Origin of the sequence: Enterobacter sp. HK-058-C-ECC (genome assembly GCF_047531125.1) — a bacterium.
Taxonomy (GTDB): Bacteria; Pseudomonadota; Gammaproteobacteria; order Enterobacterales; family Enterobacteriaceae; genus Enterobacter; species Enterobacter quasiroggenkampii.
The window spans coordinates 714157-736164 of the sequence record NZ_JBLKCH010000002.1 but is presented as its reverse complement, the minus strand read 5'-3'; the positions used below and the strand labels follow the sequence as shown (position 1 = coordinate 736164).

At 50.8% G+C, this 22008-nt stretch carries 36 protein-coding genes; 24 read left to right on the top strand and 12 right to left on the bottom strand.

Going from position 1 to position 22008, the window contains the following annotated elements:
• Nucleotides 1–31: 31 nt before the first annotated feature.
• Genes ACMWJS_RS07695 through ACMWJS_RS07660 form a run of 8 tightly spaced genes read right to left on the bottom strand, consistent with a single transcriptional unit; the run spans nt 32 to nt 4011 of the window.
• Nucleotides 32–301, bottom strand: coding sequence for a hypothetical protein (locus ACMWJS_RS07695; RefSeq protein ID WP_414746892.1), 270 nt, complete (start codon nt 299–301; stop codon nt 32–34).
• Nucleotides 291–596, bottom strand: a complete 306-nt coding sequence (locus ACMWJS_RS07690; protein ID WP_414746891.1) for an ASCH domain-containing protein — start codon at nt 594–596, stop codon at nt 291–293. Before ACMWJS_RS07690 ends, ACMWJS_RS07695 begins: the two co-directional genes overlap by 11 nt.
• Nucleotides 589–933, bottom strand: a complete 345-nt coding sequence (locus ACMWJS_RS07685; RefSeq protein WP_143344951.1) for a hypothetical protein — start codon at nt 931–933, stop codon at nt 589–591. Before ACMWJS_RS07685 ends, ACMWJS_RS07690 begins: the two co-directional genes overlap by 8 nt.
• Nucleotides 930–1439 carry a hypothetical protein gene (locus ACMWJS_RS07680; protein ID WP_414746890.1) on the bottom strand — a complete coding sequence of 170 codons (510 nt, stop codon included), beginning with the start codon at nt 1437–1439 and terminating at the stop codon, nt 930–932. Before ACMWJS_RS07680 ends, ACMWJS_RS07685 begins: the two co-directional genes overlap by 4 nt.
• Nucleotides 1436–2515: a DGQHR domain-containing protein gene (locus ACMWJS_RS07675; RefSeq protein ID WP_414746889.1), complete on the bottom strand. Its 1080-nt coding sequence runs from the start codon at nt 2513–2515 to the stop codon at nt 1436–1438. Before ACMWJS_RS07675 ends, ACMWJS_RS07680 begins: the two co-directional genes overlap by 4 nt.
• Nucleotides 2515–3339 carry a chromosome partitioning protein ParB gene (locus ACMWJS_RS07670; RefSeq protein ID WP_414746888.1) on the bottom strand — a complete coding sequence of 275 codons (825 nt, stop codon included), beginning with the start codon at nt 3337–3339 and terminating at the stop codon, nt 2515–2517. Before ACMWJS_RS07670 ends, ACMWJS_RS07675 begins: the two co-directional genes overlap by 1 nt.
• Entirely contained in the window at nt 3339–3698 is a 360-nt protein-coding gene (locus tag ACMWJS_RS07665; protein WP_414746887.1) for a hypothetical protein, read from the bottom strand. Before ACMWJS_RS07665 ends, ACMWJS_RS07670 begins: the two co-directional genes overlap by 1 nt.
• 58 nt (nt 3699–3756) lie before the next feature.
• A complete protein-coding gene (locus ACMWJS_RS07660) occupies nt 3757–4011 on the bottom strand; it encodes a hypothetical protein (RefSeq protein WP_023305898.1) in 255 nt (84 codons plus the stop codon).
• 761 nt (nt 4012–4772) lie between these two features.
• Between ACMWJS_RS07660 and ACMWJS_RS07655 the strand changes: the two genes are divergently transcribed.
• Nucleotides 4773–4955 (top strand): hypothetical protein, encoded by a 183-nt coding sequence (locus ACMWJS_RS07655; RefSeq protein WP_414746886.1) that lies wholly within the window; start codon nt 4773–4775, stop codon nt 4953–4955.
• A gap of 8 nt (nt 4956–4963) precedes the next feature.
• Here the strand turns inward: ACMWJS_RS07655 and ACMWJS_RS07650 are convergent, their stop codons facing one another.
• The 3 genes from ACMWJS_RS07650 to ACMWJS_RS07640 are packed head-to-tail and all read right to left on the bottom strand — an operon-like array spanning nt 4964 to nt 6495.
• The gene (locus ACMWJS_RS07650; RefSeq protein ID WP_414746885.1) at nt 4964–5281 is read right to left on the bottom strand and encodes a hypothetical protein; all 318 of its coding nucleotides are present in this window, start codon (nt 5279–5281) and stop codon (nt 4964–4966) included.
• Entirely contained in the window at nt 5259–5714 is a 456-nt protein-coding gene (locus ACMWJS_RS07645; RefSeq protein ID WP_414746884.1) for a hypothetical protein, read from the bottom strand. Before ACMWJS_RS07645 ends, ACMWJS_RS07650 begins: the two co-directional genes overlap by 23 nt.
• A gap of 28 nt (nt 5715–5742) precedes the next feature.
• Entirely contained in the window at nt 5743–6495 is a 753-nt protein-coding gene (locus tag ACMWJS_RS07640) for an XRE family transcriptional regulator (RefSeq protein WP_414746883.1), read from the bottom strand.
• Nucleotides 6496–6529: 34 nt separating this feature from the next.
• Here ACMWJS_RS07640 and ACMWJS_RS07635 point away from each other — a divergent pair, with 34 nt between their 5' ends.
• The 17 genes from ACMWJS_RS07635 to ACMWJS_RS07555 all read left to right on the top strand — a co-directional run bounded on the left by ACMWJS_RS07635 (nt 6530) and on the right by ACMWJS_RS07555 (nt 15366).
• On the top strand, nt 6530–6787 hold the full coding sequence (locus tag ACMWJS_RS07635; protein ID WP_414746882.1) for a DNA-binding protein: 258 nt from the start codon (nt 6530–6532) through the stop codon (nt 6785–6787).
• 19 nt (nt 6788–6806) lie between these two features.
• Nucleotides 6807–7277, top strand: coding sequence for a YmfL family putative regulatory protein (locus tag ACMWJS_RS07630; protein ID WP_167818190.1), 471 nt, complete (start codon nt 6807–6809; stop codon nt 7275–7277).
• 240 nt (nt 7278–7517) lie between these two features.
• Nucleotides 7518–7730: a DUF4222 domain-containing protein gene (locus ACMWJS_RS07625; protein WP_071993458.1), complete on the top strand. Its 213-nt coding sequence runs from the start codon at nt 7518–7520 to the stop codon at nt 7728–7730.
• Nucleotides 7687–8604, top strand: a complete 918-nt coding sequence (locus ACMWJS_RS07620) for a conserved phage C-terminal domain-containing protein (protein ID WP_414746881.1) — start codon at nt 7687–7689, stop codon at nt 8602–8604. The genes ACMWJS_RS07625 and ACMWJS_RS07620 overlap by 44 nt, the downstream gene beginning before the upstream one ends.
• Nucleotides 8605–8608: 4 nt before the next feature.
• A complete protein-coding gene (locus ACMWJS_RS07615; RefSeq protein ID WP_414746880.1) occupies nt 8609–9103 on the top strand; it encodes a hypothetical protein in 495 nt (164 codons plus the stop codon).
• Entirely contained in the window at nt 9103–9762 is a 660-nt protein-coding gene (locus ACMWJS_RS07610) for an MT-A70 family methyltransferase (protein WP_414746879.1), read from the top strand. Before ACMWJS_RS07615 ends, ACMWJS_RS07610 begins: the two co-directional genes overlap by 1 nt.
• Nucleotides 9759–9986, top strand: coding sequence for a hypothetical protein (locus tag ACMWJS_RS07605; RefSeq protein WP_414746878.1), 228 nt, complete (start codon nt 9759–9761; stop codon nt 9984–9986). Before ACMWJS_RS07610 ends, ACMWJS_RS07605 begins: the two co-directional genes overlap by 4 nt.
• On the top strand, nt 9983–10303 hold the full coding sequence (locus tag ACMWJS_RS07600) for a LexA family transcriptional regulator (protein ID WP_414746877.1): 321 nt from the start codon (nt 9983–9985) through the stop codon (nt 10301–10303). Before ACMWJS_RS07605 ends, ACMWJS_RS07600 begins: the two co-directional genes overlap by 4 nt.
• Nucleotides 10300–10689 carry a RusA family crossover junction endodeoxyribonuclease gene (locus ACMWJS_RS07595; protein ID WP_023293909.1) on the top strand — a complete coding sequence of 130 codons (390 nt, stop codon included), beginning with the start codon at nt 10300–10302 and terminating at the stop codon, nt 10687–10689. The genes ACMWJS_RS07600 and ACMWJS_RS07595 overlap by 4 nt, the downstream gene beginning before the upstream one ends.
• A gap of 24 nt (nt 10690–10713) precedes the next feature.
• Nucleotides 10714–11430: a phage antirepressor KilAC domain-containing protein gene (locus ACMWJS_RS07590; protein WP_414746924.1), complete on the top strand. Its 717-nt coding sequence runs from the start codon at nt 10714–10716 to the stop codon at nt 11428–11430.
• Entirely contained in the window at nt 11427–12416 is a 990-nt protein-coding gene (locus tag ACMWJS_RS07585) for a DUF968 domain-containing protein (protein WP_414746876.1), read from the top strand. The genes ACMWJS_RS07590 and ACMWJS_RS07585 overlap by 4 nt, the downstream gene beginning before the upstream one ends.
• A 13-nt stretch (nt 12417–12429) precedes the next feature.
• Nucleotides 12430–13008: a DUF1133 family protein gene (locus ACMWJS_RS07580; RefSeq protein ID WP_414746875.1), complete on the top strand. Its 579-nt coding sequence runs from the start codon at nt 12430–12432 to the stop codon at nt 13006–13008.
• 101 nt (nt 13009–13109) lie between these two features.
• A complete protein-coding gene (locus ACMWJS_RS07575) occupies nt 13110–13799 on the top strand; it encodes a hypothetical protein (RefSeq protein ID WP_414746874.1) in 690 nt (229 codons plus the stop codon).
• Between the two features lie 87 nt (nt 13800–13886).
• Complete coding sequence (locus ACMWJS_RS07570) at nt 13887–14282, top strand: phage holin family protein (protein WP_016063604.1); 396 nt, start codon at nt 13887–13889, stop codon at nt 14280–14282.
• Nucleotides 14269–14574, top strand: a complete 306-nt coding sequence (locus ACMWJS_RS07565) for a phage holin family protein (protein ID WP_414746873.1) — start codon at nt 14269–14271, stop codon at nt 14572–14574. Before ACMWJS_RS07570 ends, ACMWJS_RS07565 begins: the two co-directional genes overlap by 14 nt.
• Nucleotides 14552–15094: a glycoside hydrolase family 108 protein gene (locus tag ACMWJS_RS07560; protein WP_334762360.1), complete on the top strand. Its 543-nt coding sequence runs from the start codon at nt 14552–14554 to the stop codon at nt 15092–15094. The genes ACMWJS_RS07565 and ACMWJS_RS07560 overlap by 23 nt, the downstream gene beginning before the upstream one ends.
• Nucleotides 15091–15366, top strand: coding sequence for a hypothetical protein (locus ACMWJS_RS07555; RefSeq protein WP_414746872.1), 276 nt, complete (start codon nt 15091–15093; stop codon nt 15364–15366). Before ACMWJS_RS07560 ends, ACMWJS_RS07555 begins: the two co-directional genes overlap by 4 nt.
• 185 nt (nt 15367–15551) lie before the next feature.
• Here ACMWJS_RS07555 and ACMWJS_RS07550 read toward each other — a convergent pair whose 3' ends face one another.
• Nucleotides 15552–15902 (bottom strand): hypothetical protein, encoded by a 351-nt coding sequence (locus ACMWJS_RS07550; protein ID WP_414746871.1) that lies wholly within the window; start codon nt 15900–15902, stop codon nt 15552–15554.
• A 139-nt stretch (nt 15903–16041) separates the two neighbouring features.
• On the opposite strand from ACMWJS_RS07550, the gene ACMWJS_RS07545 reads away from it, so the two are divergent.
• The 6 genes from ACMWJS_RS07545 (at nt 16042) to ACMWJS_RS07520 (ending at nt 22004) form a co-directional block, all read left to right on the top strand.
• Entirely contained in the window at nt 16042–17499 is a 1458-nt protein-coding gene (locus ACMWJS_RS07545; protein WP_414746870.1) for a glycosyltransferase family 2 protein, read from the top strand.
• On the top strand, nt 17481–18071 hold the full coding sequence (locus ACMWJS_RS07540) for a hypothetical protein (RefSeq protein WP_310834076.1): 591 nt from the start codon (nt 17481–17483) through the stop codon (nt 18069–18071). Before ACMWJS_RS07545 ends, ACMWJS_RS07540 begins: the two co-directional genes overlap by 19 nt.
• Nucleotides 18068–18409, top strand: coding sequence for an HNH endonuclease signature motif containing protein (locus ACMWJS_RS07535; RefSeq protein WP_414746869.1), 342 nt, complete (start codon nt 18068–18070; stop codon nt 18407–18409). The genes ACMWJS_RS07540 and ACMWJS_RS07535 overlap by 4 nt, the downstream gene beginning before the upstream one ends.
• Before the next feature lie 130 nt (nt 18410–18539).
• Nucleotides 18540–19004 carry a phage terminase small subunit P27 family gene (locus tag ACMWJS_RS07530; RefSeq protein ID WP_047174718.1) on the top strand — a complete coding sequence of 155 codons (465 nt, stop codon included), beginning with the start codon at nt 18540–18542 and terminating at the stop codon, nt 19002–19004.
• The gene (locus ACMWJS_RS07525) at nt 18958–20700 is read left to right on the top strand and encodes a terminase large subunit (RefSeq protein WP_414746868.1); all 1743 of its coding nucleotides are present in this window, start codon (nt 18958–18960) and stop codon (nt 20698–20700) included. Before ACMWJS_RS07530 ends, ACMWJS_RS07525 begins: the two co-directional genes overlap by 47 nt.
• On the top strand, nt 20700–22004 hold the full coding sequence (locus ACMWJS_RS07520; protein ID WP_414746867.1) for a phage portal protein: 1305 nt from the start codon (nt 20700–20702) through the stop codon (nt 22002–22004). The genes ACMWJS_RS07525 and ACMWJS_RS07520 overlap by 1 nt, the downstream gene beginning before the upstream one ends.
• Nucleotides 22005–22008: the final 4 nt, after the last annotated feature.

Sequence of the window (22008 nt, the reverse complement as noted above, 5' to 3'; positions counted from 1 at the left end):
TATAGCTCTCCACTTAACCGGCTGCACCCGGCTATCTCTTATAGAAAATGCAAGATGAGCAACCGCCACGGAGCCCATCATTGCAGGTACGACATCTTTTTGTTTCGGTGTAATAGAGCTGGTGGACCATCTCCTTCGGCATGAGAACCGGCATCGGCACGCGGATAACCAGCTTTTTGAGCCTGTCGATTTCTCCGGCCAGTTCCAGCAGGCGGGAGCGGCAATCCTCTGCCTCCTCGCGCCACCATGCTGCGTCAGCTTTAAGGCGGCGCATGCGCCGATGTTTGAGTTTACTGGCCATCGATATTGATCTTGATAGCAAAGACCTTAACCGGGTCGGGCCCGAAGTGCGGATGTGTTATCATCTTCACTTCGTAACCAGCATACGGAACGTCGATGCGTTTGTTCTCGTCGTCGCGCTTAGGATAGCCTCGGGTGATAATCAGGCGGTCGAAGCGACGAGGTAATTGCTGGTTATGGCCATGTGAGAGCCTTCGGCACCAGTATGGATTTACCAGGCGATACTCTTCGGTTTTCTCACCAGACTTCATCTGGTCGAAGTATTCACCGTTAACAGCTAACTGCAGGTTAGTCATTCCAGGCCTCCAGCTCGTTCTGAATCTCTTCGTCGATTTCATCGTTGCTGGCTTCTTCGTTGAGGTAGTCTCGCGCCTCTTTAAGGTATTGTTCGCGACGTTCGCCATACCAGGCAGAGAACTCCGGAGACCATCCGTTATCGACACCACAAAAATCAACCCTGGCATTTCTTTCGGCCATGCTCTGAACCATGCAGTCAGCGGTTGTCAGCGCAGCATCGCGGATATAACCGCGCAGGTCACGCTTGCGCCACCATGGACTTAACTTTGAATCGCAGACGCCCTTAAACTCAACTTCCCAGCGACGAATGCAACGAGAATTAAGTGATTTGCTCATGACTGTAATCCTTTGCGAAGCTGGGCGGCGAACTCATCGGCATTATTGGCTTCATGAAGAAGAGCGCGGACACGGATAGTGTCGCCATGACATTCACGGATCTTTGATGCAGAGTGGCGGAAGCTATCGGCGTATTCCTGTACGCCATCGGCTTTCGCCTGCGCCCGAATCTCAGCCAGGAAAGCGTCCGTCGCCGGGGTTTTTAGGCCATCTCGCAGCTTTTTATACGCACTCAGCATTGCCAGCTCCGGCACTTCATCAGCGCCGGCCTGATAAACATCAAGCGCCTCCATCATCAGCTTACTGAATGGTGCTGGCTCCGATTTTTTCATAAGCTCATTCTCCGCAGCCAGCGCAGAAGCATCATTGCGAACCTTACGCAGTTCCAGAACAGCAACCTGAACTGCATAAGCGAACATAGCGGAAGGGCGGTTACAATCGGTCTCAGCATCGCGCTGCATGTTGACTGCAACAATCATCAGTTCATCCATTTGTTCGTCAGTCATTGTTCTGTCTCCGAGGCTGCATTGATGGAACAATTCCTAATTACCTTTACAAGCATCTCAGCTGCAGCTTTCTGCGCTGGCACGTTAGCAATGACCGAAGGTTTCTCTTTCGCTGTATTTGCGCATATACCACCCCATTTCGAGATCAGGAAAAAATCTTCCATAGCAGATGAGCCAACATCGCTGGCAAGAGTCTTAATCATCTGGACAATATCTACTATTGAGTTCTCTGCCATTAGTCTCTGAACCGCATAACCGAAGGCGTTGATCATCACAGCGTGGAACTGAATGTAGTCACGCTTGTAGTCTGCCTGGCAGGTTCCGTGGCGAATAGCTTCGATCTGTGTAAGAGACAACCAGGCCTCCCAGATTGATTCTATGTCGCCCATTTCCAGCGGCTTACTGCCCGCGCTTGCAAACTTTGCAGTCGCGTCGCTAAGGGCCTTGAAACTCACCCACAACTTACTTTTCGCTGGAACGACATTGTGTTCGAAGTCTGTCACCTCTGCGAAGGTGTCGTGCTGAGACAAGAACGTCACCATCCCCTGGGCAACATCATTACGCCCGTCATAAGCCATGTTTATCGCAGCCGATGGTTTCGACACGTTGTTATTGATATCGGAGAAGAATTGCTGACGGGCTTTCAGCGGAAGATTGTGCGTCAACATCAGCGGGATGCTGATCGGCTCTCCGTATGTCCGGCAGAACTCCGCTAACCCGGCGGCGCGGTGCTGGCCGTCGAACAGCTTGATAACCGCATCCATAGGGAAGCGTGCGACGCCCACATTCGTATTGCCGAACTCTTCAAACTCAATAACCGCGTCGCAGTTGCCGACCAGCGGCGGGATGATGAAGGGCTCTTTGTTTTGGTATGCATTGACGAGGTATTGGTAAAACTTCTTAACCCGAGCCTGATTGATTTCACGTTGAGAGCGTTCGAGCGTGCTGCCATGATTATCAGACGCAAGAATACGGGTAAGTGCGCGGGCAGGTGCGGTGATCATATAAGTCACTGTGCTGCCCTGAGTGCCTCGAGACGCCGGGAACTCAAAGAAATAATCTCCAACCTTACTCATTAGGCTTCTCCCTGACGTGATGTAACTAACGAGTTGTGCTCATCAATAATTTGCACTGCTTCGGCATGTGCTAAACCTTCAAGACAGATAACACCTGTTTCGCTGATGCCTGCTTTGCTAATAAGATCAACAAGGCGACGCGCTTTCTTCACGCTAACTTCCGGCGCTATAACGCTGCGGGTAACTTTCTTCTTACCCTTTGCGGCAGCGGAAGCTTTATCCTTCTGGAGAACCTCACCGGCCTTTTCGCCGAACTCTTTTACTCGATCAACAGCCACATCTACGGACACGTTTCCGGATTTAACTTCTTTCTGAACGTCCTGGTTAGCTGTGCTAAGTAGCAGGAGCTTTTCGACAGTAGGTACAGACTTATTGACCAGTTTTGCGATCTCGCTGGTGGTCTGGTTGAAGGCGTTGTGCAGCTCCTGAATGACTGCAGCCTGTTCCATATCGGAGAGCGGCAGCTGGTTGTTACTGGTCATGATCCGCGCCAGACGCTGAACATCGTTACCGTTGAACGGCATGATGTGGATGCGGTCTACTGGCTTACCAGCTTCAGCACAGCGCGCATAGCAGCGACGACGGCGGTGACCTTCAACAACCCACACGCCACCCTCATCACGAGCGATAACCTCCAGCGGTGGAACTGAACCGCCGTTCATCAGGTAATTGAACAGGTCATCATCAGCCTGGCGGGTGCGTTCATCGTCTTCACGCTTGTTGAATCCTTCACGAACGTGGATATCTGAAAGAGCGATAAACATCCCGGTATCGGTGCGCTTAATTACACCGGCCTTGGTCATTTGCTTGAATGAGTTAGCCATTAGAGAACAACCTCGTTATTCATGGAAATGACGACACGAGGCAGCTCACGGAGTTCTCGCTGAGCTTGCAGCAGGTGCATATTGGTTCGGGTCTTAGTGTGGCGTTCCACAATGCGGTCGCACTCTTTGGCCCAACTCGCTACATCCTGGCGAAGGGTGGCGTTCTGGTCAGCCAGTTCCTTCCGCTGCGCCAGCGCTTCACACAGTGCGACGCTGGTATAGTCCAGGCGGTTAGCCAGTTCGTTAACCATCCAACCATAAGCGGCAGGAAGGAGAGGGGCGGCCTTGCGAGCTGCGTCAATAAGCTGCTCCCTGGTCATGCGTGGTTGTAACTCGGTGACATTCTGTGTGTTCGTCATGATTAGTTTCTCCGTGTTATAAGCGCTCTGCACAGCGCGGAATTCTTGGCCTTACAACTTAGAAGAGGCCACCTTGGTCTTTAGGGGAGGTTCGTTTCCGCCTGGTAACTTCAGCCTTTGAAACCTGTTTGTCTGCCCAGGCTTTTGCGTGCCTCATTACATCGTCGAAAATCGCACCCTTCTTACTGGCCTGTGACATGCGCTTATATAAATCAATCGCTTGCCACGCCCCCCCCTGAGCCACCGAAGAGGAAAAGCCTTGCTTTATCAGCTGTTCCCTCACGTTTTTCTCTATAAATTCGAGGTGGTTCATCGTTCCTCCAGTGGAAACATCCGCTGAATTTTGGTTGCACGAATCCCTCGCCATTTGGCGACAAAACATAAAGGGGTTTCGTTTTAGTAAGCACCCAACCAAGGCACTTAGTGAAACGGGCGGCTGCCACCGCCTGTTAGCTTCTCCACAATTGGGAGCGCGTTCTCCTGAGGTTGATTTAACGACTGAGGCCTCTCAAGGAACCGGCTGAACGCGCTTTCAGTTGTGTAAAAGGGGCGGTCGACATTAAGGGATTTCAAACTGCCGACCGCCAAGACTACACACAGCATCTGGTACAGCGACTACGGTTTACACAACTGGAAGCGCACTCCGTTCGTTTACTTACCTGTCATCCACAACCGATAGTTGATGGAGTGCGCTTTCATGTTGTGTGCCGGGATTCCACCGGCTCCCATCTGTTTTTTAAGCCACTCAGATATCGTCTGGGCTGTCACCTGATCGCCACGCTGGTGAAACGTCTCTGGCTGTCGTACACAACTGGCTTGCACATTCCGGCTACCCGCTGGATCTGGATATTGTCTTGCAAGGAATCCCCGGACCGCTGCGGCACATGTGCCATATGCCGATGAACTTAATATGTACTAATAGTTCAATTAAGTAAAGTACCAAAAGTACAATTAAGAGGGGTTTGTTTTATAAATTATTGTAAATTAACGTTTTTATTTTTAATTACCGATGATGTGATTAAAAGATCACCAAAGAAGTGGGAGGTTATGAGATTAGACGAAGGAAGGGTGTGTATGATGGCCCATGCTATAGGCAGGGAAGTTGGGGGCTTATCGCTGTCAGATCAACCAGTGACGCAGGAAGCTATCATTGAGAAGTTGGAACACTATCGCAGAGAGAAGGGCAATGTGATCGGCAAGGGATTTAACAGGGATGCTGCGGATTTTGTGAAGAAAAGCAATAAAACCCGATACTAAATCGGGTTCTATTGATGCGTAAAAACTTTCAGTATGTTTGGTATCGCTGGTATAAGTTGAGAGAATACCACTGCACCAACGACCCAGATAATGATCGAGTTTTTAGCGTCACTGACATCAGTTTTTGTTGCGTAGTTGGAGCGCATAACTGCTATATCAGTTTTCATTTGTTGGACATCTTTTTCAAGATCTTTAACTCGCTGAAGCATGTCATCTCCTCCACCGCCTCCACCATTACCATAGTATGTATCTTGGAGCGCCTGGTGTCCATCATGCCGAGAAACGTCCTGATTAGGCCTCAACTCAACGACTTTCTCTGAACTCATCTCTAATCATCCCAAAAGGTTTAATGTCGAAGAAAGAACTATTTCTGCTAATTATTTGTCGTGTCTCACTGTCTATAAGTATTGCTTCAACTTCATAGATACCAGGATTAGGAACTTTAACATTGTTAAAGTTGACTTTTATTGATGCTGAAACAATGTTTTCCCCGTCCGGTGCTTCTGACACTTTGAATGCGCGGTGGTTATTAAATTCTGTTGATTCTAAAGTAATTATTTCACTTTCATCGTTATAGACAGTGATGCCCGTTATGTAAGTTTTGTTAGACCTGAGCCCTATAAAATAGACCCCGAATGCGATATTAGCTTCACCTGACCAATCATCGAACTCATAAACAAGAACAGGGACCCCCGATTCGTCGTCCGCATAACTTATTGGGATAACGTAGGAAATTCTTTCCTTAATATTTGATTTCAAGACATTTACCCCTGATCTAACCTGATTGCTAAAGTTTATTGTATTTAATTGACTCATGAATCAAGGCTTTACCCATTACGTAAAGTTGATCTTGGCTATCTTCTTTTATGTACCACTTCTCATAAGCGGGGTTATCGGACAATACAGCCAACTTGTCTCCCTGCATCTGAAGGCGTTTTACGTGGAAGGTCTTGCCGAAAACAAAGGAGTAGACGCCGTCAGTCTGGAAATGTCGCACTGAAATATCCACGAACAACCTATCCCCTGACACTAACGTTGGGGCCATGCTGTCCCCGCTTACTGTCATTACTTTGACGTCTTGCTGAGGACGATTACCGAAGAGAGAACGGGCATGTTCAGAGGTGAACTCGATTGCATACAGAACTTCAACATAGTCCGAAAGCATGTAGTTTCCTGGACCAGCACTGACAGTAAGATCCAGAACTTCAACTCGGTAAACATCGCTGCTCATGTTGGCTTGTCTTTTGATAATTCCGTCCTCAGAAGAATCACCTAGCAGGTAAGTTGCAGACGTGCCAAGAAGAGCTGCCAAATCCTGCAACTTTCCACGTCTCGGTATTGCTTCCCCATTAAACCATTTGCTCACAGCTTTAGGCGTTAGCTTCATTTTCTTAGCAATTTCTGCCTGTCGACCATGAACCTGAAAACCAGCTTTATCACAGGCCAGCGCTAGCCGTTTGGAGAAGTCTTGTCGCGCTCTTTCCTCATGAACCATGAGTTCAATAATAGGTGTACTTGCGTGAACTATCAGTTCCGTCATAATATGTACTTTAAGTTCATAAAGTGAGGTTCATATGCAAGAGGCAAAACTCCCAACTCTTACTGAAGCCATCAAGGAGATTGGTGTCATTACGATCTCTTCTGCTTGCGGATGTAGCGCTCGGTCCATCTACAAATGGATGAAAAAAGGCTGCCTGCCTCGTACAGATTTTACTGGCGAGACCAATTACGCGGAAAAAATCGCATTAGCATCCGATGGAAAGTTCTCAAAGGAATTAATCAAAGCGATTAGTCGTCCCCAAAAGGCTACAGATTCAGCTGCTTTAAAGTAACTACAAAAGGAAAAACAATATGGTAGAGCCAAGCCTGAAAGAAGTAGTGAAAGCGATGTGTAAAGCGTACCCCGGTGGCCGTGAGGCTATGGCCGGTGCTCTTGGCATGTCAGTAACGCAGTTCAACAACAACCTGTACGAGAAGAATGGCTGCCGTTTCTTCGAAGTGAACGAACTGGAGGCGATGGAAGACATTTCAAATACGTCTCTCCTGGCTGATTACTTCGCTCAACGCCGCGGCGCTTTGCTGGTGGACGTTCCGCATCTTGAAGACCTGGACCGCGTCGATCTGTTTACCCGTGCCATGAGAACTGCAGCAGCACGTGGTCAGGTTGATCAGATTATCCAGAAGGCCTTGGAAGATGGAGTGATAGAACCACATGAAGCTGAAGAGATTCACGAACATCACCGCCGTCACCTGGCTGCGCGTGAAGAAGAAATCCGCGCGATTGTCGCGCTGTTTAGCCGTAAGAAAAGCCAAAAGAAGTGACGCCCGCGAGTGTGCAGCTCCGGGCGTCGTGGCGTGTCGTATTCAGTGGAGAAACTAACGCATGAACAGTTTAAACCGATTGAGACCAGCGAAGCAATTCAGATGCCTTCCGCTGGTGGGAAAAGATTCCCCGTTCGGCTATGTGGAGAGATTAAACGACCAGGCTGACCCGAACAACTACCAGCCTGAGAACGCGATGGTAGAGGCTTTTGCTCAGATGAACGAGAAGGGGCGTGAGGAATGGCTGAAGTTAACCGGCGATTCAAAGACCACTACGGCGTCCCGGTCCGTGTCATCAGGTGGGAGCCACAGACTCGACGCGTTATATACCTTCGCGAAGGGTACGATCATGAGTGCTTCAGCCCTCTTGAGCAATTCCAGCGTAAATTTACAGAGTTAAAGGACGACCATGAGCCTGTTGATGCCATCCCGGCCGATAGTGATAAACCCTGACCTTGCATACAGCATTGGCCTGAACGAGGCCATTGCGTTGCAGCAGGTTAACTACTGGCTTAAAGAAACCACCTCCGGACTGGAGCGTGACGGCGTGCGCTGGATTTACAACACCAACGAGCAGTGGCTGGAGCAGTTCCCGTTCTGGTCTGAGTCTACGCTGAAGCGCACATTCACCCGCCTGAAGCAGCTCGGCGTGCTCAAAGTTGAGCAGCTGAACAAGTCTCAGCGCGACATGACGAACTACTACACGATTAACTACGAAAGCGAGCTTTTAAATGAGGTCAAAGTGACCAAATCGAAGAGTTCAAAATGCACTCTTCCATCAGGTCAAAATGAACCGATGGAAGAGGTCAAAGTGAAACACTCCATCGGGTCAAAACGAACCGCTCTCATCAGGTCAAATTGCACTGATGTTCTTACAGAGAATACAACAGAGAATACTACAGATATTAAAAACCCTATTTGTCCGGTTGCGCCGCAACCAGACGGTGATGTGTTGATCACCGATCAGGCTAAACAGGTTTTAACCCATCTCAACCAGGTGACCAGTTCGCGTTATCAGGTTTCAACAACCTCGCTGCAAAATATTCGTGCCCGAATCGGGGAGGGCTACACCGTTGAAGAATTGTCGCTGGTGGTGGACTACTGCAACGCCAAGTGGAGCGAAGACCTGACGATGGCGGCCTACCTTCGACCACAGACGCTTTTCCAGCCGTCCAAGTTCCCTGGCTACCTGAAGTCAGCGAACAGTTGGGCCAAAGCTGGCCGTCCACCGCGAGTTAACGGTGAGTGGCTCCGTGAAGATGGCGTATTCAAATCCAGCTTTAAGAATACCGACTACAGCAAAATTCCTGACGGTTTCAGGGGGTAAATACATGAGCCTTTTGAAAGACATTCAGATTTTCATCGCCACCAACCCAGGCTTAACGAACAAAGAGATTGCGGCATCAATGCCACAGTACGACGTTCATGCTGTTCAGCGCGGGGTATGCCACCTGGTCAAACTGAATCGCGCTACCCGCCAGCACAACGGCAAGTGCTACCAGTATTTTGCTAAAGCGCCGGGTGGGGATGTGAGCGAAGGGCGTTCTGCACTGAAAATTAACCGAGCTGACGCACCAGTTGCATCAGAACAGGAAGCCGCACCGAACCCGGCAGTAACCGCGATGATGGAAAAAGCTCAAGGCCTGTTTGAGAAGGGGCTCTTCCAACGTGCGGCTACGGTTCTGATGGAAGCTTTCAACCGCTCAAAAGACGAAGAGCAGCGCATGAAGATACTGATTGAGCGCCAGCGTTGCCTGAGCATGGTACCGAAAGTCAAAACACCTTCTGACGCATGGTGTCTGGCAGGTCAGGGGAGGAATATCTGATGAAATACTCTCTGATTTACGCAGACCCAGCCTGGGAATACGGGAACACCGTCAGCAACGGCGCTGCAACCAATCACTACGGCACGATGAAGCTGATCGACATGAAACGTCTGCCTGTCTGGGACCTTGCTGCCGATGATGCTGTTCTGGCTATGTGGTTCACCGGCACGCACACCCGCGAGGCTATCGAACTGGCTGAAGCTTGGGGTTTTAAGGTCCGCACGATGAAGGGCTTTACCTGGGTGAAGTTCAACCCGCTGGCAGAGCAGCACATCAACAAAGTGCTTCAGGCTGGCGGAGTTGAGGACTTTTACGACTTCCTCGACCTGCTGAATACGCAGACCCGCATGAACGGTGGCAACTACACCCGAGCAAATACTGAAGACCTGCTGATAGCCACCAGGGGAAATGGACTTGAGCGCCAGTGCGCAAGCATCAAGCAGGTAATCTACAGCCCACTCGGGGAGCACAGCCAAAAGCCATGGGAAGCGCGTCACCGTCTCGAAAAACTGTACGGTGACGTTCCGCGCATCGAACTGTTTAGCCGCTGCGGCGCGCCTGGCTGGGACCACTGGGGAAATCAGGCCGAATCACCGGATGTAGAGTTTTTCCCTGGCAACGTTCAGCCGATCTTTAAAGACGGGTGGAGAGCCGCATGAAGAAGCTTTCAATCGAGGAGATGAACGCGGTTCGTGACGTTGCCCGCCAATGCTCCGATGCCATTAAGAAAGCCCTGAAGAAAAGGCCGAAGCCAAGCTGGAATGTCGTTGTCCCTCCGATCCTGAAGGAGTACCACGAGAAGGTTAAGCCGATGGGTGTAAGCCTGGTGATGTTCAACAGCGTAATCGGGCGCCTGAACGGGCGTTATGGAGTCGAGTCATGAGCAAATTAACGCCGCGTCAGAGTGAGGTTCTTGATGCCATAGTGCTTTACAAGGACAGAACGGGATTTCCTCCAACCCTGCTGGAGCTTGCCGGGTTAATCGGCTGTGCATCACCGAACGCTGCTGCTGAGCACGTGAAGGCACTTAAGAAAAAGGGTTACCTCTCCATTGCTCCTGGGGCAGCCAGGGGCATTACCGTCGTCAAAACAGAATTGGATGCTGATCCGGTAGCGATCATTAAAGGCCTGCTATCCGGTGGAGAAATGGCCAGAGAGAACGCGGTGGAATGGCTGAAAAAACAGGGAGTGAATTTATGAAACTGGTGCTCCCGTTCCCGCCTAGCGTAAACACTTACTGGCGAGCCCCGAACAAGGGGCCGTTAAAAGGCCGCCATCTTATCAGTGAGAAAGGCAGGGCATATCAGAGTGCGGCATGCGCAGCGATTATTGAGCAGTTGCGTTGCCTTCCTAAACCATCATCGTCACCAGCTGCTGTGGAGATCCTTCTCTTTCCGCCAGATGCTCGCCGCCGCGACATCGACAACTACAACAAGGCTCTGTTTGACGCGCTTACGCACGCTGGCATCTGGGAGGATGACAGTCAGGTACAGAGAATGCTGGTGGAGTGGGGGCCGAAAGTACCCGGTGGACGAGTAGAGATATCGATCAAGAAACATGAACCTCTGGCGGGTGCAGCCGCCTGATAAGTGGAGAAGAGCATGAATCAGATGAATATCACCGTAATGTGTCCGACTCATCACGCCGCCGCGATGGGACAGCAAATAACGATGTCCGGCCGTGAAATTGCTAAGCTGGTCGACTCACGACACAGCAATGTCTGTGTAACCATCGAGCGCCTCATGAATTCTGGTGTGATTGGGGGGTATGCTGCATTGCAGTATACCCACCCTCAGAACCAGCAGGTTTACCATTACTACGAAGTTAACAAGCGAGACAGCTATGTGATCGTTGCGCAGCTGTGCCCGGAGTTTACCGCCCGTCTGGTTGACCGCTGGCAGGAACTGGAGAGCGGGGCCGGGATGGTGGTACCGCAAACACTACCTGAAGCACTTCGCCTCGCTGCTGACCTTGCCGAACAGAAGCAACGCCTGAGTGAAGAATTGGCCATAGCAGCGCCTAAGGCTGAATTTGTTGATCGTTATGTCAAAGCCACTGGCTCAATGACGTTCCGGCAGGTTGCCAAGCTCCTTAACGCCAAAGAACCTGAGTTTGCGATGTTCCTCATAGAGAACGGCATCATGTACCGGTTAAACCGTGTTCTTACACCAAAGAGCAAGCACATCGAAGCAGGGCGATTCGAAGTTAAGACAGGGACCACCAACCAGACTAACTATGCATTCAATCAGTCCCGCTTTACTGCAAAGGGCGTGCGCTGGATTGGCGGCCTGTGGGCTGAACATATTGCTAAGGGGCAAATTGCGTGAGAGCCATATTGACACCTGAAGTCGCGCCATTGTCCGGGGTGGTGCTGTTTCGTCCTGGTAACGAATTGTTGTGGCTGTTTCGTCGTGGCCGGGTGGTGATTGAAACGCCTTCCGAAGCAATCAAGCACCTGCCATCTGGACTGATTCCTGAAGCGCACCAGCCACTGGCGGATGATGTCAGTGTGCAGGAGCTTTTCCTGAATGAGAGAGTTATTCAGCGTGCTGGTGGGCTTAGCAGTCTTGATGCCTGGCTGGAAAGAAAATTCGAATGTCAGTGGCCCCACAATGAATGGCACTCAAAGGACTTCACTCTGCTACGCCACGCCCCCGGCAGCATTCGCCTGTGCTGGGGATGCGATAACCAACTGCGTGAACAAACTACTGAAAGACTGGCAGGAATTGCCATGCAGAACCTGGTAAAATGGCTGCTCGAAAGGGTGAATATCATGCTGGGTTTCAGCGCTGACCACACCCTGACGCTGCCGGAGTTTTGCTGGTGGATGGTACGTAACGATCTGGCTGACCTTATTCCTGAATCAGTGGCCAATAAAGCCCTCAGGATTAAACCTGAATCGCATAGCTCAGTGATGCGGGAAAGTGAGATTGTTCCGTCATTACCGGCAACTGAAATCCTCCAGGAGAAAGTTAAGAAGATAGTCTCGGTGAAGGTAGACCCTGAATCACCTGAATCTTTCATGCTGAGGCCAAAGCGCCGCCGCTGGGAGAACGATAAGTACACCCGCTGGGTTAAGTCGCAGAAGTGCAGTTGCTGCAATAACCCGGCAGACGACCCCCACCACCTGATTGGCCACGGGCAGGGTGGTATGGGTACCAAAGCGCATGACCTGTTTGTGATACCGCTGTGCAGAGCACATCACGACGAGTTGCACGCTGATCCTGTGGCATTTGAAGCGAAGCACGGCGACCAGTTGGTGCTGTTGTTTCGGTTTTTAGATCGTGCGCTTGAAATCGGCGTACTGGCGTAAGTGGAGACGCAACATGATCAATCCTTCTGAAGTTGGCAAATCCGGCGAGATGGTTCGCCTTCGCACTCTCGAAAGCATATGGGTACAGGGCAAGCTCCGCATGTGGGGCCGCTGGTCATATATCGGTGGCGGCTCTGGCGGAAACATGTTTAACCAGCTGCTGGCATCCGGGAAAATCACCAAGACCGCAATCAACGATGCACTGCGCCGCATGAAGAAATCCGGCATCACTAAACCTGAGCTGGAAGCATACCTGCGCGAAATCCTCGACAGCAAAAACAAAAGCGGCTTGGCGTTCTGTTCTGACGAAGAAGGGCTGAAGATTGATGGCGTGATCGCCGCTGTACTCATGAACGAAGAATACCGTGGGTTGTATGGCGTAATCGTTGACCGCCACCGTCTGCGTAAGAGCAAGCTGCAGATGGCCAAGGAGCTTAATGAAAAACACTCTGACTGGACACTTATCAAATGCCGACGCCGAATCGACACATGGGTAAGTTTGGCAGAATCGATCCTGTACGCCCCACTTTGTGATGCGTTTGGCACAAATGGCGACAGATTTAAGTTGCAGAGTGAGCAAGAAAGTGCTTAAATTGTGGTAGGCTCGGGACGTTAAAACGAACTGAGCAACAAATAAATGAAACCCGCCAACAGTGCGGGTTTTTTGTTATGATGCCTCAAAAAGGAGGCGTTATGGCTTGGCAAGGTATTCCGTTCCCGCTCAATGGTTCTTTAGGGTTATTAATTGAAAAAATACCCCATCTTAATGTGACAACTAATTCTGGTTTTGGCTGGGATACTATTACAGCGAGTGTGGTAGGTGCTATCATCGCTTCAGCTATACCTGCGGCAATTGCTTGGTGGTCAATTAAAAACAATAATAGAACCATGCGCGAAGACAGGGATAAACAGTTTAAAGATTTTGAAGAAAGTCGAAAGACACAAATCACAATTGCTGAGGAAGGGCGTAAAGCTCAAGTAATTTCAGCTAATAGATTAGTTTGGATAAAAGATCTGCGAGAGGCTTCTGCCGAATTCGTCTCTACAGTTTATGAAAATATTGTTCTGAGTCAGCGACTTGTTTACGAAGTGCACGCGAAAATTTCAGGGCAACAGTTAACTTCAACGAAAAACGCTTTAAATGATTCATTTATTAAACTAGTACTTCAGTCAACTCGGATAAGAATGATGTTGAACCCGAGTAGAAAGGACCACGACAAGATAGTTGAAATAATGTCAGAACTTAAGACTCATTCTGAACATATGATTAAAACGTCAACGGAAATGGATTCAGTAAAAGTAAATGAAAATCTGAATAAATTCGTTTTAGCAATGCAGTTACTCTTAAAAGAGGACTGGGAAAAAGCCAAACAAAATATTTAATCAACAATACTTTATCGAGGCTGCCTATTGGCAGCCTTTTTTATTCCCCTCGTTCTGAGAGGAGTCACGGCAATAAGAGGGGGATAAATGTCCGATCCTGTTTCTGGCACTACGGTAGCGGCTGGTGGTCTGATGGGGGCCAGCATGTTTGGCCTGGCAACCGGCATAGACTACGGTGTGGTGTTCGGCGCATTCGCTGGTGCGGTGTTCTACGTCGCTACGGCGGTAAACATCAGTCGCCTTAAGCTGGTGGGCTACTTCATCACATCATTCATCTTCGGTGTTATCGGTGCGCCTCTGCTTGGTTCGTACTTCTCAAAGTGGACGGGCTACAGCGACAGGCCGCTTGATGCGCTGGGTGCGGTAATCGTTGCTGCGGTGGCGATCAAGCTGCTGACGTTCGTTAACAGTCAGGATTTGGGCAGCCTGTTTGGAATTCTCTCTCGCTTACGTGGAGGAGGGGCCAGCAATGGTAACAAGTGATCCGAGTGCAATGGCAAACGCTCTTATCTGTGGAGTCATTGTCGTTGCCCTGATGTTCTACCAGCGCGGCGGGGCGAGACATCGCCCTCTGATATCGCTGATGGCTTATTTCACGGTGCTGGTATACGCCAGCGTCCCTTTCCGTTACCTGTTCGGCCTGTACCATGAATCCCACTGGTTTGTGGTGCTGGTGAACGTCCTTATATGCGCCGCCGTTCTCTGGGCTCGGGGAAACGTAGCGCGCCTGGTTGATGTGCTGAGGCTTTCGCATGACCAAAGACGAAATTTTTAATTCCATCCTCGGTAAAGAGGGCGGCTACGTTAATCACCCTGACGACAAGGGCGGCCCAACTAACTGGGGGATTACACAAGCGGTAGCTCGCGCCCATGGATTCAACGGGGATATGCGGAAGCTGACCCGCCAACAGGCGCTGGATATCCTGACGGCTGACTACTGGACAGGGCCACGCTTTGATCTTGTTTCTGAGGTATCACCAGCCATCGCGGCAGAACTGTGCGATACCGGCGTTAACATGGGCCCATCGGTTCAGACCAAATGGTTCCAGCGATGGCTGAACGTATTCAACATTCAGGGCACGCTCTATCCCGATCTGATTGCAGATGGTTTTATCGGTCCGCGTACTATCAGCGCGCTAAAAAGCTATCTTTCCCGGCGAGGAAAAGAGGGCGAGCTGGTTATGCTCCGTGCCCTGAATTGCAGCCAGGGTCAGCGTTATCTCGAACTGGCAGAACAGCGCAGCGCGAACGAGACGTTTGTTTATGGCTGGGTAAAGGAGCGGGTGGTTATATGACGCTTGAGATGATTACCGGACTCGTTGTCGCGGTGTTTGCTGCTATTGCCGCCGCGTTTGGCCTGGGTCATTCACGCGGCACCAGCAAAGCGGAAGCCAAAGCAGACCAGCAGCGTACCGAAGAAAAGGCCGCAGCCACTCAAGCAGTAGCCGAACGCCGGGTAGAAACAACCAAAGAGGCCAGCAATGTACAGCAGACTGTTAACCGCATGCCTGATGACTATGTTGATAGCGAGCTGCGTAACACGTGGAAGCGTCCCGGTGGTGGTTGATACCGCCTGCGACTGGGTAAAGCCAATCTACCTGACTGATCACGACATCGACGTTATGGACCGCCAGACGAAGAAAGACATCCTGGCGCATAACAAAGCGTGGCAGAAAAATTGTAATACTCATTAAAAACACCCCCCACGGAAAGGTAATAAAATTCAAATCATACCGAGGGGGGGAGCGTTAATTATCGTGCAAGAAACTTAACAAACTCAATGATAGCGGTGGCTACTGTTACCGTGTTGGCGCCATTAGCTATCCAAGAACTTAAGCCGGATTTACAAAGTTTTTTGGCAATTTTGTCTGGATGTGGGTCTGGAGTATGTCGGGTCTCTTCTATTAGTTGGCGAACTTTATTGATATCTACGCCTTCTTTAAACAGGGGCGCTAGTTCTTCTGGTATACCTGAGTCGATTAGCACCGCCTTACCGTTTCCCTGAAACAAAGTGTCGTGCGCCTCAAGTTGTACATCACCAGAAGCAACAATACCTATTCCATTATTGATGAACTGACAGCCTGTAAATGTTCCTTTCGTCATAAGCATTAACCTCTGTGATTGAGCTGTGCATAAGCCTAAGTGAGGAAAAATCCTTTCTCACCTATTTGAATTTTACCCTGTCCACACCTGGAGATCCTTTCCGGAGTTTTTAAAATATTGTTAAATTCACGGAGTTGAGATGAATGTCACTATAGACGGTATCCAGTATATTCCTACCGGGTCGCTTTCATCTCGGATCGGAATTGCCATTTCCACACACCAACGCGCGGACATTCTCAAACGTGCACTCGAAAAGCATATGAAGCACCTGCCAGCAGGCGCGCTGGTGGTGGTAGTCGATGATGGTTCAAAACCTGCACCGGTAGTTCCCCACGGCGTGCAGCTGCTTCGCCATGAAACATCACTCGGCATTGTTGCTTCGAAGAATGCCAGCCTGTCAGCCCTGATGGATGCCGGGTGTGAGCATCTGTTTTTATGGGATGATGACGCCTGGCCTATCGCTGATAACTGGCACCTCCCTTACATCGAATCACCCGAGCCACACCTGGCTTACCAGTTTCTCGATCTTGCTGGCACGAACAAGCTGAATGACCTTTCGGTCCTTTACCGGGACGATAAGCATATTGCATACACCGGGCAGCGCGGCGTGATGCTTTATTACCACCGCAGCGCCATCGAGAAGGTTGGCGGATTCGATCCGGTTTATGGTCGCGGCATGTACGAACATAGCGACCTCGCCCTGCGGATTCATAACGCTGGCCTCACGACGTGGGCTTACGCTGATATCGTCGGTTCAGAAAAGCTGATCCATTCTCTCGATGAGCATGAGGCCGTAGAGCGTTCAGTACCGAGGCCCGACCGCCAGGCGCTGGTGGAACGTAACGTAAAAATCCACAACCAACGGCGTGATACCGGGTTTACCGGTTACGTTGAATATCGGCGTCAGCGCGACGTGGTTATCACTACGTTACTGACCAGCCAGCCTGACCCTCAGCGCGGCACGAAAATGACGGCCTCACCTGACATGCTGAGCAAGTGGGCGGCCTCGCTTCGGAATTGTGGACGTATTGCGCTGGTGGATGAATTACTGACGGCCCCGGAAGATGTTGAGCTGTATCTCGTTCCTGACGTGAAGATGAATGTCTACTTCCGGCGCTGGCTGCATATCTGGCAGCACCTGCGCGATCACCATGAATACCGGTTCGTCTGGTGTACCGATGGAACTGATGTCGAAATGCTTCGCGCACCATGGGAAGAAATGCAGCCCGGGAATGTGTATGTCGGTTCAGAGCCGAAGACATACGCTGACGCCTGGGCAAAGCAGAATCATCCTGAGCGTATCTATCAGGAATTCATTGAAGCGCACCGCAACGATGTGATGCTTAACGCTGGTCTGCTGGGTGGCACTCGCGATGATGTAATGGCGTTCGCGCACGGCATCATTCGTCTTTACTACCGGATCGAGAGTTATCGTTTCTGGAAGAAAGAACATGCTGGCGCCGCGGTGGGTGACATGCTGGCGTTCGGTATTGTCGCTCATTCATTCGCAGGAAAGGTGATTACCGGACCTCATGTGCACACCGTTTTCAAAACTGATGGGATCGGTAAGGAGGCGGCATGGTGGAAACACAAGTGAAGTTTGCGGTTATCGGCCACCATTCCAGATATAAGCAGGCATCGCGTCTTGCTGGGATTCTAGGGGATGTACTGCTGATTGATAGTGGAGACCATGGCGCAAACTGGAATCATCGCCGCGCGCTTGAATGGGCATCATGGCAGGATTGCCGGGTAGTAATAATCGAAGATGACGCATTGCCTGTTCCAGATTTTATTGAGCAGGTTAGTGAATGGCTTAACCGCTTCCCGGAATCGCTGGTGAGTTTCTACCTGGGTACTGGCCGACCACCTCAATATCAAATGCAGATAGCTGAGCGGCTGATTGTTGCTGATAAGACTCAGGCTGATTACATCACGCTACAGAGGCTGATACACGGCGTTTGCTATAGCGTACCCCCTCAGCATATTGAACGAGTCCTTTCTCGATGGGACAACAGCAAGCCAGCTGATTATGCCGTAGGTGATGCCTATGGCGGCGCAGTGGTTTATCCGTGTTACTCGCTGGTGGACCATGCTGACGGCAAACCGGTTGAGCGTCACCCTGACTCAGCGCCACGCACAGAACGCCGCCGGGCGTGGAGGTTGGCGTGAATAAAGAACCGCGTATCTACGGCAGTAAATGGGACAGAGAGCGTCTTGTTTTCCTTCGCGCCCATCCACTCTGTGTGATGTGTCAGGAGCAGGGGAAGGTGGCAGCTGCAACGGTAGTTGACCACATCACCCCTCACAAACTGAAAGAGGCGCTTCGTTCTGGTGATGCGGCTGCCATAAGCAAAGCCCAGAAGCTCTTCTGGAGCCGCAGTAACTGGCAGGGACTGTGCAAGCAGCATCATGACTCAACGAAGCAGAGAATGGAGAAGAGAGGCTCCATCATCGGCTGTGACGAGAGCGGCATCCCCCTCGACCCAGCGTCTCATTGGTTCAAATGATAATAATTCCCATCTGCGTGAGCGGAGGGGAGGGGCGGGTCAAAAGTTCATAGTCTTGCCCCTGAATGACCGCCGCCAATCCTTTTTGTGCATAACCGCGAAATGAAAAGTTTTTTTCCGGGAGGTTCCGATGGCAGGACGACGCCCGAAACCGACCCACCTGAAAGTGGTAACCGGCAACCCGGGCAAACGAAAACTCAACGATAAAGAGCCCACTCCGGCGCGAGAAATACCAAGCCCTCCTGAGCACCTCACAGACTGGGGGAAGGTTGCATGGGGAAAACTCACCGTGCTGCTGGACGGTATGGGGATTTTGACAATCGCCGATACGCTGGCGCTCGAACGTCTATGTGATATCTACGCCGATATTCTGCAGTTGCGCCTGACAATCGCCGATGAGGGGCGAACCTATACCGTGCAGACAGAAGGCGGATTTTTGATTAAGGCGAACCCGGCGGTCGCCATGCTGGCAGATGCCGATCGCCGTTTTAAAAGCTACCTGGTTGAATTCGGTCTCACCCCGGCCGCCAGAACGAAGGTAAAAGTTGATGGTGGAGAAAAAGAAGAAGACCCGCTCAACCAGTTCTTCGGTTGATCCCGCAACGCGTTACGCGATGGAAGTTGATTCCGGTAAGGAAATTGCCGGACCAGATATACGGAATTCCTGTAAACGCCACCTCAAAGATTTGGAGTCATGCCATGCTCGCGGCCTGGTATGGGATCCTGCAGCTGCACAGCGCGCTATCGATTTTTTCGCTAAAGTGCTGAAGCTCAACGGCGGTGAGCATGAAGGAAAGCCCTTCATTCTGTTGCCGTGGCAGTGCTTTATCGTGGGTTCGATATTTGGCTGGAAAAACTCGGATGACCATCGCCGATTTCGAATGGTGTACGTCGAATCCGGGAAAGGCTCCGGAAAGTCACCGCTGGCAGCAGGAATAGCGCTTTACTGCCTGGTGGCAGACAAAGAGCCACGCGCTGAAGTGTATGCTGCGGCCACGAAAAAAGACCAGGCCATGATCCTGTTTCGTGATGCGGTGGCGATGGTGGACCAGTCACCGGCGCTGGCGCAGCGAATCAATAAATCTGGTGGTGCCGGTAAAGAGTGGAATTTGGCTTTTCTGCAGACCGGATCTTTTTTCAGGCCCATTAGCTCTGATGACGGGCAGTCCGGACCGCGCCCGCATTGTGCACTGATTGACGAGATCCACGAGCACAAAAATAACCAGGTTGTTGAAATGATGCGTGCTGGCACGAAAGGCCGTCGGCAGGCGTTGATTTTCATGATCACCAACAGCGGCCACGACAAAACCAGCGTCTGTTACGACTATCACGAATATGGGCGAAAAGTTGCTGAGGGCTCTATCGAGGATGACAGTTTCTTTTCATTCATCTGCTCGCTTGATGAAGGTGAGGACCCGTTTAAGGACGAATCGTGCTGGAAGAAAGCTAACCCGTCTCTCGGTCATACTTTTACAGACAGGTATCTGCGAGAGCAGGTTACGCAAGCGCGGGGTATGCCGTCGAAAGAGAGCATTGTCCGCCGTCTCAACTTCTGCCAGTGGGTTGATGCTGATAACCCATGGATGAGCAGCGATGTGTGGATGGGGTGCGAAGAGGATTTCGATCTCCATGAACTGCAGGGTGAAGAATGCTACGGCGGCCTCGATCTTTCAGGAAGTAGGGACCTTACCGCTCTGGCGCTGTTTTTCCCGAAAAAAAGAAAGCTGCTGGTGGAATTCTGGACCCCGAAAGAAACTCTTTTAGACCGCTCAAAAACGGATCGGGTGCCTTATGACGCCTGGGAACGGGACGGATACATTCACACCACCCCAGGAAAAGCGGTTAAGTACGGATTCGTTGCTGAACGAATAGCCGATCTATCCCAGATGTTTTTTATCAAAGCGATCGCATTTGACCAGTACCGAATTAAATACCTTGAACCAGAACTGGAAGAGGCCAGTGTATCGGTCCCTTTAATCCCTCATGGTCAGGGGTATTACAAAGCCCAGGAGTCAGGATTATGGATGCCGCACTCTATCGAACTATTCGAACAGCGGCTGGACGACGGCGACATCATCATCAAAACCAATCCCTGCCTGCGCTGGAACGCAGCATCTGCTGTTACAGAAGCTGATCAGAAAGAAAACCGTATCTTTGCCAAGAAAAAAAGCACCGGCCGCATCGATGGCGTGGTGGCATCTGCCATGGCGATCGGTGCATCTGAAGGGGATATGGAAGAAGAGGGCGATGTTGATGGATTTTTTGATGAACCGATCATAGTGGGTATCTGATGGCTAAGAACAAGCAACCAGGGCGAGTAAAAAGCGCCCTATTAAACTGGCTGGGCGTGCCAATCGGTCTTACGACAGGTGAATTCTGGCGAGAGTGGTACGGAACCAGCAGCAGCGGAAAAGTGGTTACCGCTGATAAAGCGATAAAGTTGTCTGCCGTCTGGGCGTGTGTGCGGCTTCTTAGTGAGTCTATATCAACACTACCTCTGCGTGTCTATGAGCGGCAGGCTGATGGGTCACGTAAGCTGGCGCAAAACAACGTCGTATACCAGGTATTGTGCCGCAGGCCGAACCCTGAAATGACACCTTCACGTTTCATGCTGATGATCGTCGCCAGCATCTGTTTGCGGGGAAATGCGTTTGTTGAAAAACTGTTTATCGGACAGAAACTGGTCTCCCTGGTGCCGCTGCTCCCGCAAAACATGGTTGTTAAACGCCTTGATAACGGTCGCCTGCAGTACACGTACACTGAAAATGGCATCCCGCGCAACATAGCTCCAGACCGAATGATGCACATCAGGGGGTTTGGTCTTGATGGTGTCTGCGGAATGATGCCAACCATGGCGGGAGTTGACGTTTTCGGCGCGGCAATGTCGGTGGATGAGGCTGCTGCGAAAATCTTTGAAAACGGGCTACAGAGTACCGGTTTTCTTTCATCTGAAAATGCGCTGACGAAAGAACAGCGAGATCGACTGCGTAAAAATCTTCAGTCCTTTATCGGCTCTAAAAATGCCGGAAAGCTGATGGTGCTGGAAAATAAACTGACGTACCAGAACGTCACTATGAATCCTGAGGCGGCCCAGCTTCTTGAAAGCAGATCCTTCAGCATCGAGGAGATTTGCCGCTGGTTTCGTGTCCCGCCATATATGGTTGGACATACAACCAAGCAGAGCAGTTGGGCATCCAGCCTTGAAGGGATGAACCTGCTTTTTCTGACGCACACTTTGCGCCCGCTTCTGGTTAATATTGAGCAGGAAATTGCGAGATGCCTGCTCAATGGAGACGAGGATCTTTTTGCCGAATTTTCCGTAGAGGGGCTGCTACGTGCTGACAGCGCAGGGCGAGCTGCTTATTACACCAGTGCATTGCAGAACGGTTGGATGTCCCGTAATGACGTTCGTCGTCTTGAGAACATGCCGCCAATTGAAGGGGGCGATATTTACACCGTTCAGCTCAACCTGACGCAACTGAAAAATCTCGAAAGCAGCAACCCTGCTGTTCAGGCACTGGCCCTGCGAGAGCTGCATAACCACGTATTCCCCGATATTTCCTTTGAACAATCTCCGCTGAAACAGGCCGCTTAGGAGC

Excerpts from the sequence above, each read along its gene's own strand:
- ACMWJS_RS07635 (WP_414746882.1), top strand. The coding sequence starts at position 6,530 with ATGCAAGAGGCAAAACTCCCAACTCTTACTGAAGCCATCAAGGAGATT.
- ACMWJS_RS07560 (WP_334762360.1), top strand. The coding sequence starts at position 14,552 with ATGACCAAAGACGAAATTTTTAATTCCATCCTCGGTAAAGAGGGCGGC.
- ACMWJS_RS07650 (WP_414746885.1), bottom strand. The coding sequence starts at position 5,281 with ATGAGTTCAGAGAAAGTCGTTGAGTTGAGGCCTAATCAGGACGTTTCT.
- ACMWJS_RS07630 (WP_167818190.1), top strand. The coding sequence starts at position 6,807 with ATGGTAGAGCCAAGCCTGAAAGAAGTAGTGAAAGCGATGTGTAAAGCG.
- ACMWJS_RS07580 (WP_414746875.1), top strand. The coding sequence starts at position 12,430 with ATGATCAATCCTTCTGAAGTTGGCAAATCCGGCGAGATGGTTCGCCTT.
- ACMWJS_RS07550 (WP_414746871.1), bottom strand. The coding sequence starts at position 15,902 with ATGACGAAAGGAACATTTACAGGCTGTCAGTTCATCAATAATGGAATA.
- ACMWJS_RS07545 (WP_414746870.1), top strand. The coding sequence starts at position 16,042 with ATGAATGTCACTATAGACGGTATCCAGTATATTCCTACCGGGTCGCTT.
- ACMWJS_RS07555 (WP_414746872.1), top strand. The coding sequence starts at position 15,091 with ATGACGCTTGAGATGATTACCGGACTCGTTGTCGCGGTGTTTGCTGCT.
- ACMWJS_RS07695 (WP_414746892.1), bottom strand. The coding sequence starts at position 301 with ATGGCCAGTAAACTCAAACATCGGCGCATGCGCCGCCTTAAAGCTGAC.
- ACMWJS_RS07660 (WP_023305898.1), bottom strand. The coding sequence starts at position 4,011 with ATGAACCACCTCGAATTTATAGAGAAAAACGTGAGGGAACAGCTGATA.
- ACMWJS_RS07565 (WP_414746873.1), top strand. The coding sequence starts at position 14,269 with ATGGTAACAAGTGATCCGAGTGCAATGGCAAACGCTCTTATCTGTGGA.
- ACMWJS_RS07525 (WP_414746868.1), top strand. The coding sequence starts at position 18,958 with ATGGTGGAGAAAAAGAAGAAGACCCGCTCAACCAGTTCTTCGGTTGAT.
- ACMWJS_RS07570 (WP_016063604.1), top strand. The coding sequence starts at position 13,887 with ATGTCCGATCCTGTTTCTGGCACTACGGTAGCGGCTGGTGGTCTGATG.
- ACMWJS_RS07625 (WP_071993458.1), top strand. The coding sequence starts at position 7,518 with ATGGCTGAAGTTAACCGGCGATTCAAAGACCACTACGGCGTCCCGGTC.
- ACMWJS_RS07595 (WP_023293909.1), top strand. The coding sequence starts at position 10,300 with ATGAAACTGGTGCTCCCGTTCCCGCCTAGCGTAAACACTTACTGGCGA.
- ACMWJS_RS07640 (WP_414746883.1), bottom strand. The coding sequence starts at position 6,495 with ATGACGGAACTGATAGTTCACGCAAGTACACCTATTATTGAACTCATG.
- ACMWJS_RS07620 (WP_414746881.1), top strand. The coding sequence starts at position 7,687 with ATGAGCCTGTTGATGCCATCCCGGCCGATAGTGATAAACCCTGACCTT.
- ACMWJS_RS07520 (WP_414746867.1), top strand. The coding sequence starts at position 20,700 with ATGGCTAAGAACAAGCAACCAGGGCGAGTAAAAAGCGCCCTATTAAAC.
- ACMWJS_RS07665 (WP_414746887.1), bottom strand. The coding sequence starts at position 3,698 with ATGACGAACACACAGAATGTCACCGAGTTACAACCACGCATGACCAGG.
- ACMWJS_RS07610 (WP_414746879.1), top strand. The coding sequence starts at position 9,103 with ATGAAATACTCTCTGATTTACGCAGACCCAGCCTGGGAATACGGGAAC.
- ACMWJS_RS07605 (WP_414746878.1), top strand. The coding sequence starts at position 9,759 with ATGAAGAAGCTTTCAATCGAGGAGATGAACGCGGTTCGTGACGTTGCC.
- ACMWJS_RS07675 (WP_414746889.1), bottom strand. The coding sequence starts at position 2,515 with ATGAGTAAGGTTGGAGATTATTTCTTTGAGTTCCCGGCGTCTCGAGGC.
- ACMWJS_RS07615 (WP_414746880.1), top strand. The coding sequence starts at position 8,609 with ATGAGCCTTTTGAAAGACATTCAGATTTTCATCGCCACCAACCCAGGC.
- ACMWJS_RS07655 (WP_414746886.1), top strand. The coding sequence starts at position 4,773 with ATGATGGCCCATGCTATAGGCAGGGAAGTTGGGGGCTTATCGCTGTCA.
- ACMWJS_RS07540 (WP_310834076.1), top strand. The coding sequence starts at position 17,481 with ATGGTGGAAACACAAGTGAAGTTTGCGGTTATCGGCCACCATTCCAGA.
- ACMWJS_RS07575 (WP_414746874.1), top strand. The coding sequence starts at position 13,110 with ATGGCTTGGCAAGGTATTCCGTTCCCGCTCAATGGTTCTTTAGGGTTA.
- ACMWJS_RS07680 (WP_414746890.1), bottom strand. The coding sequence starts at position 1,439 with ATGACTGACGAACAAATGGATGAACTGATGATTGTTGCAGTCAACATG.
- ACMWJS_RS07670 (WP_414746888.1), bottom strand. The coding sequence starts at position 3,339 with ATGGCTAACTCATTCAAGCAAATGACCAAGGCCGGTGTAATTAAGCGC.
- ACMWJS_RS07690 (WP_414746891.1), bottom strand. The coding sequence starts at position 596 with ATGACTAACCTGCAGTTAGCTGTTAACGGTGAATACTTCGACCAGATG.
- ACMWJS_RS07530 (WP_047174718.1), top strand. The coding sequence starts at position 18,540 with ATGGCAGGACGACGCCCGAAACCGACCCACCTGAAAGTGGTAACCGGC.
- ACMWJS_RS07600 (WP_414746877.1), top strand. The coding sequence starts at position 9,983 with ATGAGCAAATTAACGCCGCGTCAGAGTGAGGTTCTTGATGCCATAGTG.
- ACMWJS_RS07590 (WP_414746924.1), top strand. The coding sequence starts at position 10,714 with ATGAATATCACCGTAATGTGTCCGACTCATCACGCCGCCGCGATGGGA.
- ACMWJS_RS07685 (WP_143344951.1), bottom strand. The coding sequence starts at position 933 with ATGAGCAAATCACTTAATTCTCGTTGCATTCGTCGCTGGGAAGTTGAG.